This window comes from Corynebacterium sp. CCM 9203 (genome assembly GCF_041357675.1).
Lineage (GTDB): Bacteria > Actinomycetota > Actinomycetes > Mycobacteriales > Mycobacteriaceae > Corynebacterium.
The window spans coordinates 99,940-112,273 of the sequence record NZ_JAUERY010000002.1; the positions used below are offsets into that span (position 1 = coordinate 99,940).

12 protein-coding genes are annotated in these 12,334 nt (G+C 62.1%); all 12 read right to left on the reverse strand.

The window, feature by feature from the left end; genetic code table 11:
• Positions 1-129 precede the first annotated feature (129 nt).
• On the reverse strand, positions 130-798 hold the full coding sequence (hpf, locus tag QWU44_RS03785; RefSeq protein WP_370914390.1) for a ribosome hibernation-promoting factor, HPF/YfiA family: 669 nt from the start codon (positions 796-798) through the stop codon (positions 130-132).
• Positions 799-930: 132 nt separating this feature from the next.
• Positions 931-1,434, reverse strand: coding sequence for a ComF family protein (locus tag QWU44_RS03790; RefSeq protein ID WP_370914391.1), 504 nt, complete (start codon positions 1,432-1,434; stop codon positions 931-933).
• Between the two features lie 150 nt (positions 1,435-1,584).
• The gene (gene lpqB, locus QWU44_RS03795) at positions 1,585-3,369 is read right to left on the reverse strand and encodes an MtrAB system accessory lipoprotein LpqB (RefSeq protein WP_370914392.1); all 1,785 of its coding nucleotides are present in this window, start codon (positions 3,367-3,369) and stop codon (positions 1,585-1,587) included.
• Positions 3,369-5,018, reverse strand: coding sequence for an MtrAB system histidine kinase MtrB (gene mtrB, locus QWU44_RS03800; RefSeq protein ID WP_370914393.1), 1,650 nt, complete (start codon positions 5,016-5,018; stop codon positions 3,369-3,371). The genes lpqB and mtrB overlap by 1 nt, the downstream gene beginning before the upstream one ends.
• A 72-nt stretch (positions 5,019-5,090) precedes the next feature.
• Positions 5,091-5,771: an MtrAB system response regulator MtrA gene (gene mtrA / locus QWU44_RS03805; RefSeq protein ID WP_370914394.1), complete on the reverse strand. Its 681-nt coding sequence runs from the start codon at positions 5,769-5,771 to the stop codon at positions 5,091-5,093.
• A gap of 102 nt (positions 5,772-5,873) precedes the next feature.
• A complete protein-coding gene (locus tag QWU44_RS03810; protein WP_370914395.1) occupies positions 5,874-6,548 on the reverse strand; it encodes a dTMP kinase in 675 nt (224 codons plus the stop codon).
• Positions 6,549-6,565: 17 nt separating this feature from the next.
• Positions 6,566-6,928 carry a hypothetical protein gene (locus tag QWU44_RS03815; protein ID WP_370914396.1) on the reverse strand — a complete coding sequence of 121 codons (363 nt, stop codon included), beginning with the start codon at positions 6,926-6,928 and terminating at the stop codon, positions 6,566-6,568.
• Between the two features lie 82 nt (positions 6,929-7,010).
• Positions 7,011-7,619: a hypothetical protein gene (locus QWU44_RS03820; RefSeq protein WP_370914397.1), complete on the reverse strand. Its 609-nt coding sequence runs from the start codon at positions 7,617-7,619 to the stop codon at positions 7,011-7,013.
• 221 nt (positions 7,620-7,840) lie between these two features.
• Complete coding sequence (gene manA / locus QWU44_RS03825; protein ID WP_370914398.1) at positions 7,841-9,046, reverse strand: mannose-6-phosphate isomerase, class I; 1,206 nt, start codon at positions 9,044-9,046, stop codon at positions 7,841-7,843.
• A gap of 18 nt (positions 9,047-9,064) precedes the next feature.
• Entirely contained in the window at positions 9,065-10,060 is a 996-nt protein-coding gene (locus QWU44_RS03830; protein WP_370914399.1) for a hypothetical protein, read from the reverse strand.
• A 171-nt stretch (positions 10,061-10,231) separates the two neighbouring features.
• Positions 10,232-11,608: a phosphomannomutase/phosphoglucomutase gene (locus QWU44_RS03835; RefSeq protein WP_370914400.1), complete on the reverse strand. Its 1,377-nt coding sequence runs from the start codon at positions 11,606-11,608 to the stop codon at positions 10,232-10,234.
• Between the two features lie 243 nt (positions 11,609-11,851).
• On the reverse strand, positions 11,852-12,298 hold the full coding sequence (locus tag QWU44_RS03840; RefSeq protein ID WP_370914401.1) for a DUF3499 domain-containing protein: 447 nt from the start codon (positions 12,296-12,298) through the stop codon (positions 11,852-11,854).
• Between the last annotated feature and the right edge of the window lie 36 nt (positions 12,299-12,334).

The following is a 12,334-nucleotide window of genomic DNA, read 5'->3' on the forward strand; positions in this document are numbered from 1 at the left end:
GACATGGGAAGCACCCGCCACCTCACATCCGGTGTGGGCGACGGGTGCCGGGCACCTCCCGACGGGGTCAACACAACCCTGTAGAGAGCATCAGTACCGCACGAGAAACACGGTGAAAATCTGCGGAGATCACTCCTCCGGTTCAGTCAGTGTGATCAAGCCGTAGTCGAATGCACGACGACGGTAGACCACCGACGGTTGACCGTTCTCCTCGTTCACGAAGAGGTAGAAGTCGTGTCCGACCAGCTCCATCTCCGATAGCGCGTCATCAACACTCATCGGCACAGCCGGGTGTTCCTTCGAACGGACGATCTGGCCGGGAACTACGTCCTGGACACTGTCCGCGTACGGATCAACATCGAACGGACCCTGCGGCTCCTCAACTTCCTTCGGCTTCGCGGTGAGTTCGGCGGCAATCTCACCGGTGGACAGCGGTGCCCGGTGCCCCGAACGGCTGATCTGCCGCCGTGCCTTCACCTTGCGCAGCGACCGTTCCATCCTGCTGAGTGCGGTCTCCAGGGCAGCGTAGAAGCTGTCTTCCTTCGCCTCGGCGCGGGCGATGTGGCCCTTGCCGGTCGCGGTGATCTGGATCTTGTCGCTCTGATCACTGCGTCGCGGATTCGGCTCGTGCTGGAGCTCGACGTGGAAGAAGGTCAACGTCGGGTCCAGGCGCTCGATCTTGGCGAGCTTCGAATTCACGCGTTCCGCGAAGTGCTCCGGAACCTCCACGTTACGGCCTGTAATACTCACCTGAGTCTCAGGACGCAGGCCGTCTTTGTTGTCAGCAGGCATGGTCATTGCTCTTACCTCCCGGTATCGGCCACCGCACAGAAGTGGGTGGGATTACCCACGACGTCCACGGTGACGGGGACTACTGCAACCTCAAGTTTACCTTCCGGTCATAACCATTGAGACGAATACCCCCGGAGCCTAAGCAGCGGTAAGCGCAACTACCCCCATGACCTTTATTCCGGCGGTAGCGAGGCACTCAACTGTGGCAGATACGGTTGCCCCCGTTGTCACCACATCATCAACGAGAACCACCGACTCCGGGCTTCTCAGGCCCCTGGGATCAGGGGAGTTCAAGCGGACTGCACCCGCTAGATTCGCCCGCCGAGCCGCCGCATCGAGCCCAACCGAATCGGCGGTGGACGCACGGAGGTGCACCAGTGGCACCACAGTGAATCCAGTCGCGCGGCACACCGAAGTTACCGGATCACCGCCCCGCAACCGAGCCATCCGCCTGCGGGTAGGCGCAGGTGAAAGGGTAAGAAAGGACGGGTCCGGCAATTCTCCCCGGGCAGCGAGAAAACGAATCGCGGATCCCAGTACTGCACCGATCGCCGGGACAGCGTCGCGTCTGCCACGCTCCTTGATCTCCAGGATCGTCGAACGGTGTACACCACCCCAGGGCCCCAATGCGAACACCGTCACCCGGGGATCGATCCGCGGGTCGACACGGAACGGGGGCGTCCGCCAGACCATCCGACAAAGTTCACACAATGTCACCCCTGCTGATCCACAACCGACACACCGCCTCGGGAGCAGAAGTTCAAACACGGACACACCCCAGCTCGGATTCCTCTAGTCCGCGACCACAGGCACCGCGCGAGTTCCCTGGAGCGCCGGAACTTCACGCCAGAACGCTGCAGACGGTGTCGACGACGGGAGCTGGAGCATCGCATGAGCGTCAGTCACATAAAGGGTGTTCGAGGATGCTGCGACCGCAACGACCGGAGCAGTGAGGTTACCGGTCGGCAGAGAAGTCACCGCAGAACCGTCAACCTCGACCCGCCAGACAGGTGTGTCCGGTGAGGAGGTACCGACCAACAACGAACCATCCGGCTGCCATGAGAGGGCGAGTGCCGTATCGCCGATGGCCGGTGCGATCTCCACGGGCCGCACGATCTTTCGCTCTCCCGGCGCGGGCCGGGCGACCGTTCCCACCCACACCCTGCCGTTGCGGATCATCGCGACCCTCACGCCATCCGGGGAGAGACGGAGAACAGAGATGAGCTGATCGGGACCCCCGTTGTCAGGTTCATCAAGTACCCCGGCTGCAACCTCCACCTGGGAGAGCTCCCCCGTGGACGTCGAACGTGCGACACGAGCGATGGTTCGCCCGTCCAGGACGGTCCACAGGGCGGTGGCCTCGTACTCGAAGCTCGGCTGTGTCAGCGTCCCAGCCGTGAGCACCTCCGTGGTCTGGCCCCCGACCGGCCCCAGCAGAAGCCGTGATCTGCCCAGACCGGCCACCGGCGCCGGCACCGAATCCGTGTCACCGTCCGCTCCCGGTTCGCCCGTACTTTTCCGGGTTTCCACGACCGCGACCACCCCGCCGGATGACGAGATCTCCGCGGACGCGATGGTGCCCGCCTCACCCAGCGGGCCTGCGACAGGCCGCGACGTCGCCCCATCGACGAGGAATAGCGATCCCTCATTCAACGCGTAGAGCGGACTGATCGCACCGGCAAACGCATTGGGATTGAACTCCGCAACATCCTCCACCGTGAGTGCCTCGTGCACCGGATCAACCGGAGTTCCGTCAAGTTCAACTCGGTAGGGGCCGCGGGTGCCCGCATGAGCGAGGGTCCAGACGACCTGCGCCGCGAACCTGTGACGCTGATCGATGTCGAGGTCACCGAATCCGGTGAAACGGTAGACTCCACCCTCCATTCCGGTGAACACAGCCTCCGGTGGAATCTCATTGACTACACCGGGAGCCAGATCATGCTGCGGTCCCTCCATGAGGAGGGAAAGCAGGGCGGTATCCAGCGATGCCTGCCCGTTGTACACCCATCGCCGGTCGCGCACCAGGAATTTTCCGGTCGGGGCGAAGAAAAACAATTCGTAGGGACTGAACTTATTGCGGAGTTCCGTCCGTTCAAGAACCACTCCCGGTGGAAGAGATGAGATCCGCCACTCACCGTTCACCCGCTCCAGTTCCATCGTGGCCTCATACTCACCGTTCTCCGGGGTATAGACGCCACCCGCCCCCAGGGTTCCGACGACGGTTCCACGAACCTTGTAGGAGATCGACTGATTCGTCGCCCCCGGCTCAGCGTTGAGATCGATACGATCAAGGATTAGGGTTGCCGCGGTATCGTCCCAGTTGGTGGCCATCGATTCAGTGAGAAACACTCTCGCCGCCTGATGTTTCTGGGCCGGGTTTCCCGCGGCAGTGAAGAATCCCCGAAGCAGGAGGTCCGGCTCCTGGCCTGGAACCGGAGCGAGTTCATCCCCGTTCGGATGGGTTCTCTCGAAGGAACGGATCGCCTGCGGAGCGGAATCCCCGGGGAGACTCGTGCATCCGGAAAGCACAGTCGGGACCATCAGCAGGGCACACAACGAACGTAGGCGTCGGTTCATCAACTGCGCTCATCCTCGCCATCGGTATCCGGTATCGGGGGAAAGACACCAACTGTAGGCTCCGGTTGCGGCAGAGCCTGTTCCTGGACGTCATCGGGCAGACCCGGCGGATCCGTGTCGTCCTCAACGGACAATGGCAGTGGAGGATCACCGACCCAGACAGATCCCGGGGTCATGGGAAGGGTGAGCCTGAAGCAGGACCCCACGCCGATCTCGCCAATCGCTTCCAGCGCCCCTCCGTGGAGCACCGCGTCCTCGTGGGAGATCGCCAAGCCGAGCCCGGTTCCACCGGAATGCCGGACCCTCGACGGATCAGCCCGCCAGAAACGGTTGAACACAAGAGCCTCCTGTCCTGGTTTCAGTCCGACGCCGTGATCTGTGACAGTGACCGCTACCACATTATCTCCGGTGCCGATACGGACATGGACGGGATTACCCTCCGAATGGTCCACTGCGTTTGCCAGGAGGTTTCGCAGGATCCTTTCGATCCGGCGGGAATCCCCCACGAGTGCAACCGGAGTGGAGGGGTGATCGAAGGTGACGTCGACCCCGAGTTCTTCCGCGAGATGCTGCACCTGCTGCCACGCTGCAGCGACACACGTCCGCAGATCGATACGTTCCTCAGAAAGATCCGCCACCCCGGCATCATGCCGGGAGATCTCCAGCAGGTCCGTGAGGAGGGACTCGAACCTATCAAGCTCCCGAACCATCAGTTCTGCGGCACGCCGAGTGTAGGGATCAAGCTCATCCGCCCTATCCGCGATCATGTCGGCTGCCATACGCACCGTCGTCAACGGCGTGCGCAACTCGTGGGAAACATCAGACGTGAACTGTCGCTGGAGGTTCCCGTACTCCTCAAGCTGACGGATCTGCTTCGACAGGGATTCCGCCATGGCATTGAAACTCATGGCCAATCGCGCCATCTCATCCTCACCGTCCACACGCATCCGTTCCCGCAGGTGCCCGGCAGCGAAACGCTGCGCGATCCGGGACGCGGACCGTACCGGCGCTGTGACCTGTTGGGTCAGCAACCACGCGATACCGACGAGGAGCAGAATGAGAACCACTCCGCCGAATGAGAGCAGCCCCCGCATGAGAGCGAGCGTCGCCTCCTCGTTCTCAAGGGGAAGAACCAGATAAAGCTGCAGACCTGGGATATCCGACTCAGTCGGTGTCCCGATGATGAGTGCCTTGTACACCGAACCATCGGCCCGGTCGATCGTGGCGTACTGGTAGGAGATCTGCCCTTCCGAGACGAAGGTCCGGAGCCGGTCAGGTATTCGGTACGCCTCCGGAGATGTCGCCATGACGTTCCCGTTCTCCGTGACGACGAGGACGGGTTCGAACACCGCCACGGACTCCGCAGTCGCACCCGCACCCCGATTGGTCAACGCCGCGCGGGCGGAGTTGATACGCACCTGCGTCGAATTCGAGGTGTCCGTCGCCGCCACCTGCTGTTCGACGATTCCCCGGGCGCGGTCAATCTCGGACGTGGCTATCGACAGTTTGGACTCGATCAGCCGCTGGGCGACGATGCTCACCATCGCGAGCCCGAGAATCAACACCACCGCTGCTGACGCGGCCAAAATCGAACCGATGACCCGAACCTGGAGCGAGGTACGCCACGCCTCCGTGAGCCGCTTCCGCACACCCGTGAGTTGTCTTTCTAGAACTGTCCCGCTCCCTCATGTTCCCGTCCACCAGCACCTGATACGGTGCCGCTAGTCTCCGGCTCCTGTTTTGTACCCAACGCCACGAACCGTCAGTACGATCTGCGGATTCTCGGGATCCTTCTCGATTTTCGCCCGAAGCCTCTGAACGTGCACATTGACGAGGCGGGTATCAGATGCATGCCGGTACCCCCATACCTTCTCCAGGAGTTCCTCCCGGGTGAACACCTGACGAGGCCGACGCGAAAGCTGCAGGAGAAGATCGAATTCGAGTGGAGTGAGCTGAATCTCCTCGGTTCCACGTTTCACCATGTGCCCGGGAACATCGATTGTGAGATCACCGACTTCAAGCACTTCACCCGGTTCATCGTCGATACGACGAAGACGCGCACGGATCCGGGCGACCAGCTCCTTCGGTTTGAAGGGCTTGTTGACGTAGTCATCCGCTCCGGACTCCAGCCCCAGGACAACGTCGACGGTGTCCGTCTTCGCCGTCAACATCACGATAGGCACCGTGGATTTCTTCCGGATGATCCGGCAGATATCGATGCCGTTCATACCGGGAAGCATGAGATCCAGGAGAATCAGATCCGGTTGCTCCCGCTCCGCTGCAGCCACCGCCTTCGTACCATCCATGACCGCGACGGTATCGAAACCCTCGGCTTGGAGAACGATGGTGAGCATCTCTGAGATGGCGGGGTCGTCATCGACCACCAGAATCTTGGCGTTCATCTGTCCTACTTCACGTCTGTGTCCGGGGTTGTCCTGCGGCGGCCCCGGGATACGGGAAAGTACCCAACCTACGATGGTGCCGCGCGGTTCACTCCCCAGATACTACCCAGGCTTACCCGTCACGTCTGTTTTACGGCTTCCGGTGCCCTCACCCGAACCTCGGATGGTGGCAAGCGCATCGAGCACCAACCGCGCAGCTTCGCCTGTATCCCGGGGTGAAACGATGAGCCAGGGCCCATACCACGATTCCTCCGCGAGCCGACGGTAGACGGACAATGTCCGCTCCTGCAGACCACGATCGGACTCGTACCGGTCGCGCGTACGGGAACTGTCCGCAGCCTCCCTCGAAGCCGCCCGCGTGGCGGCGATGTCCACCGAGGTGTCCAGCAACACCTGCAGATCGGGAACCGGCAGACCCAGATCCCCAAACTCCAGTTCAGCGATCCACGCACACTGTGAGAAATCATCGGCCCGGGCAGCAGAATAAGCCGCATTACTCGCCACATAACGGTCGAGCAGAAGCAGCTCTGGCCCCCCTTGAAACCCATCCAAAATATCCCTGGCGCCGAATCTGTCGAGGGCGAACAGCGTTGCCATTCCGCTGATGCTGTCCGTGAGATCCCCCATCTCCCCGTGCAGTGCCCGGGCAGCCAGGCGTGCAGGCACTGAACTGTCATAACGTGGGAAACACAGGACCTTCGCCACCGTCCGGCGTCGGAGCTCCGTGACAAGGGTGTTCTTTCCTGCCCCGTCGATACCTTCAATACTGACGATCATGGAAATGGTGGCCCGGATCAGGCAACAACGCCGAGCGCCTCGATATAGGGCTCAGTGTCGTACTCCTCATCGACCTCCTCGAGGATCGCGGTGGCGTCATCGTAGAGCGATTCATCCCCTCGCCCAATGAGCTCCCGGATGAACGGGTACTCCTCGACCACATCACCGGCGGAGTACGGGGCACCGGCCCAGATCGCAGCGATCGTGGCAGCGCACTGTCCGTTCAACCGATCGTCGTCCGTGACGTGCGGATCCCCCAGCAACAACTTGCAGGAATCCGCCACCGCCTCGACGATGTCATCACCGTCGAGGGTGGCCAACTCATCCAGAAAGTCCGTGTTTGCCGGATCGTTGAGGATCTTGTTATCCCATACACCCATGTGGACTTCTCCTGCTCTCTCGAGGGCAACAACACCCTTGACCGGGGTTCCCGGACCGGGCACCATGCTAGTGTTTTTACTGTCATAGAGCCGCCACCTGCGGTTTCCACCCGGCGACAGACCTGGTTCTCCGAGCGATGGACAGGTTTTCCGAGGAGAATGCGATGAGACGAGAGATGGGGAAGACCCTCACCTTCGCCGCCATCGGTTGTCTCACCGCCACCGCTATCGGCTTCGGAGTCTGGCGTTCAACGGCTCCAGCCCCCACCTTAGCCACAACTGCACGGGGTTCTGCAACCACCACACCAGAGGCTGCGGAACCGCTTCCGACAACGGCATCACAAACACAGGTCGCACCCGTTTCACCACCCGCCACAGATCCTCGGGAAGGCCCCGTCGAGGCGCGTACCCCCGGCACAAATCGAGTCATCGTCGACCGATCTGACCCCCTACTGCCTCCGAACGCCTTCATTCCGGAATCCGGGGTCGGTGTTACCCGTACAGCGCAGCCGACCATGACCTTCCGCCCCTCCGCCGAGCCTGCGCCAACCAGAGACCTGTCCACCACCCCTGCGCAACCGTCCCCTACCCCCGGTAGGCCGTCCACGACGGAACAGCAGCCCACCGCTACATCTGAGGACGCCTCTGAAGAGCAGACTGATCCACCGTCCTCAACACCGGCGGTGGACACCGACCCCACCGAAAGCAGTACTGCCGACCCCGGTGCTCCGGATGATGTCGACCCTCCTGCAATCGAACCCCCTGAGCCACCGTTGGTTCTGCCGGGGAAAGAGCCAGACACGGAGGCGGATACGTCAGTTCAGCAATCAGACGGGACACCGACGCCCGCAACCTCGACAGCACAGGAGAGCAGCGTCATCCGAATCACCCCCGGAACGGTCACTCCGACATCTACGCCTTCGCCACGAACAACTGCGCCCCCTCCGGAGCAGACACCGTGACCGCACTGTCTGAGGCGGGAACCCAGAGAGCGGAGCCGGGAGCCAGAATGAGAGGTTCATCCTCGACACCATGACTCGCCGTGACCTGGCCCGCAGTGCAGAGCGCGATAACTGGGCCGTCATGTTCCAGGACCGTCGACGATCCGGGACGAAGGTCGAACCGCGTCAGATCGAACTCGGCGGTGGGAACCGGATAGTGGGTTGACTCGCCGTCCGCTTCACTGTCCACCAGTGGTTTCGCCAACGCCCGGAAAGTGAGCACTCTGACCAGTTCGGGAACGTCAACATGCTTCGAGGTGAGACCACCACGTAGCACATTGTCGGAGTTCGCCATGATCTCGACGCCCATCCCGGCAACATACGCGTGCAATTGGCCTGCATCGAGGAATACCGCCTGCCCCGGTTTCAGATTGATCTTGTTCAGCAGGAGCGCACCCAGAACACCGACGTCACCGGGGTAGCGTTCATTCAGCGCCAGGATGTTCCGCAGTACGTCGAGGATCCACGCTTCACTGTCCCCTCGATCCAGGGCCGATCGGATACAGCGGGTGACGCTCTCAATGAGAGCTAACCGCGTGGCCGCCGGAATGGTGATCCACGTGGTGAACAATGCCCGGAGGTTCGTTTCCTCATGCTCCGGGTCAGTGTCCAGCATGGTGAGGTACCGCGCAAGTTCGGGACAGGCTATGGCATCGAAGACCCGCACCGTCTCGTTGAGCGGACGGAATCCTGCCAGCGCCTCAAAATCTGTGAGCGCGACGATCAACTCGGGTTTGTGATTGTCATCCCGGTAGTTGCGGTTATTCGCGGTCCGAGACAAACCCGCAGCGTCTTCTCTGGCGCAGCCCTCCCTAGCTTGCTCCAGAGACGGATGCGCCTGAAGGGACAGTGGTTCCGCGGCGGCGAGAATCTTCATCAGGAACGGCAGCCTACCGTCGTACTGGGCGCAGACCCTCGGCCCCAGAGCGGACTCGGGGTCCACCGCGATGATGTCGATCAACGGTGTGTCCCCCACCGTGGAGGAACCACCGGGATGCGACCCGAACCACAGTTCCGCCTCGGGCCGAGCCGACGGTGTCGGCAGCCCCCGGAGTTCCGCGATGGCCGTACGGGATCCCCACGGATAGGCACGGATCGTCCCTGTCAACAGATGCATGTTTCTGAAGTCACGTCCTCATTCGGTGGCGCGGTAAATGGATGCGGCCCAGCCGCGGGTGGTAAGGCGCAGTGCGCCCGCGAGCCGCCCGGGCGCGGGATCCCCGCACCCCTGAGCGACCGCATCCGGTAGCTGCGTGTCGTCAGCGGCCCAGATGACGATCCTCAAGGATAGCACCGCAGGGGCGTCGTCAAGATGCGGGTCATAGAACAGATCCACTGTCGACGGTCGTAGCGCAGGTAGAGCCATGCCCAGTTCAGGCCGAGAAATCACGGCCCCCGGAAGTCCCGCCACATCCCAGATCGAAGCGACAACGGATGCGACCGCCATCCCGACCGGATGTTCCGCAGAGTGGATGATCCGTCGCCCCTCGACGCTGTCCCGCAGTCTCCTGGCGGGGTTAACCAGCTCATCACGTTCAGGTCTCACGGACATCAACTCCGTGTCGATCTCATCGGCGACGCGCTCCAGGGAATCCACAACAAGCGTCCGATCCTGCTCCAGTAGATCCAGAACGGCGTCAACGGTCGCTGCAACCCTCGCAGGGGATGTCGCCTGAACGGTCGGTGGTTCCGGGACAACCACAACCCGGGCAGGGGCGTCTTCGGTGAGCGGCCCACGCGAGGGACCGATGAGGACGGTCACGCATCCGCGACTCACCGCCGCCGACATCGCGCGGGCACACTCCGGGGAATCCGCGCGCCCCGAGGCAATGATCACCACATCAAGAGGTCCAGCATAGGAGGGCAGCACATCCGCCACTACCATCGGCTGGCGCAGTGGAGAGCGCAGAGCGACCGCGAGCTGCGCGGCGCGGGCTGACAGGGTGTCTCCCGCGACGATGATTAGGCTGCGGGGCCGGATTCCCGCGAGATCACCAAGTGCCCCCTCCGCAATGAATCCGGCCACACATCTCACCTGAGCACCCTCATGGGCGACGTCAAAGAATCTGACGGCATCACCGTCATACCCCGATCCATCGACCCAACCGTTGCCGTGGGTATCGTCCACCATGCCGCAGAGATCCTTCCTCGGTACGAAGACAGCGCCTCCGGAGGAGCTGCCACCCCCGGAGCATCCCGGTATCGGGTCACCCTAACGGGCGGTGCATACCGCTTCGGTTCAAAACTCCAGGGTAGCGCGGAACGGTGAAATTGCGGCAGAGGTCCTCTCGGGGACTCCGTGCTAGGCCCGGATGATACCTAGAATCTCCTCCGTCAGAGCATCCACCTCAGCAGCCGTAGGAGCCTCGACGTTCAGGCGTAGAAGCGGCTCCGTGTTGGATCCCCGCAGATTGAACCAGGCCGGGGTGTCCCGTAATTCCACGGTGACACCGTCAAGGTGATCGATGTTCTCGGTACGGTCCGCGAATGCAGCGATGACAGCTTCGGTTCGCTCGGTCTGCGCTGCAGCACTGTCCAACCGGGAGTTCAGCTCCCCGGATGCCGCATAACGATTGTACCGGGCCATCATCTCACTCATTGGAGCATCCTGTTGACCAAGAGCCGCGAGAACGTGCATTGCGGCGAGGAGACCGGAATCAGCGTTGAAGAATTCAGTGAAGTAGTAGTGCGCGGAGTGTTCACCACCAAACACTGCGTTCTCCTCCGCCATGGTGGCCTTGATGAAGGAGTGCCCGACACGGGTCCGCACGGCGCGTCCGCCATTCTCCCCGATGATCTCCGGGACCGCCCTGGAAGTGATGAGGTTGTGGATGATCGCAGCTCCGGGGTGTTTCTCCAGGTACCGTTCCGCGACGATCGCACACACCGCTGACGGGCTCACCGGTTGTCCCTTCTCATCGATGACGAAGCAACGATCAGCATCGCCGTCGAGAGCAAGCCCGACGTCGGCACCGGTGTCGATGACGAACTGCTGCAGATCCCGGAGATTGGCCGGTTCAAGAGGGTTCGCCTCGTGGTTGGGGAAGGAGCCGTCGAGCTCGAAATAGAGTGGACGAATCTCAATCGGAAGACCTTCGAACACGGCAGGAACAGTGAGTCCACCCATCCCGTTTCCGGCATCCACCGCGACCGTGAGCGGACGTATCCCGGTGAGATCGACCAACGATCGGAGAAAAGCACCGTAGTCCGCTAGAACGTCGTTCTCGGTGACGGAACCTGCATCACCCGGAAACTCCTCAACCCCCGCTACGAGGTCATCGGCGATGACGCCCAACCCGGATGACTGACCGACCGGGCGCGCACCCGAACGGCACAGTTTGATCCCGTTGTACTTCGCGGGGTTATGGCTGGCGGTGAACATCGCCCCGGGACAATCTCGACTACCGGAGACATAGTAGAGCTCATCCGTCGAGGTCAACCCGAGCAGCTCCACATCGAGTCCCTGCTCGGTTACTCCGCGGGCGAATGCCCGCGCGAGTTCCGGGGAGGAATCACGCATGTCATGGCCGACGGCGACCACCGTCGCCCCTTCCCCTCGCATGAGGCGGGCGAAGGCCGCGCCGGTGTCACGGACGAAATCGGCATCGATTCCGTCCCCGACGACGCCTCGGATGTCGTAGGCCTTGATGACGGCGTCTACCGATTCACGGGTACGCATGTACAGGTTCTCCTTTGAGGGTGCGGCACAAAACGGAGCGACCCCACGAGCACGTGGTTCCGCATATCCGGTTTTTCTAATCCGTTCCGTTTTTCGTTCCGCCCGATCATACCCGCCGCCCGAACGGGTCATCCCGCAGTAACAAACCCACGTGAGCGGTCTCACTCCGCAATCGGAGGGCATGGAACGGGTCAACCCTTTCCCACATCCGTAGCCGACAGATCCGGGGTTCGGGAAGTGCGCTCAACTTTCACTGGAGCCGGGGACGTCAGAATTCCCCTCATCAGGGTCCGGCACGATGTGCAGATGCGAACGACGACGCTGCCGAGCCGCACGAATCCGGGGCATGCGACGCGCCGGGTGCCTCTCCAGATCCTCTCCAGAACCGGGTTCACCAGGATCAGGAACGAGACCGGAGGTGGAACGCCCTGCCTCCCGGACCGCCTCGGCAAGCGCAGTGAGGTCATCGTCTTCCCCGAACTCGGGGTGAATGTGATTGAACCGGAGGAGTTCCCACCCGAGAGGAGCGGTAATGGATCCCGCATGATGGGCACAAAGATCCCAACTGTGGGGCTCACTGTTCGGTGCAAGCGGCCCGATCACCGCCGTCGACTCCGCGTAGGCGTAGGTCAGGGTGGCCACGGCGGGTTTACCGCAGCCCGGGCGGGAACAGCGTCGAAATTGGCTCACAGACACAAAGTCTAGACCCTTGGTTGAGGTTTAGGT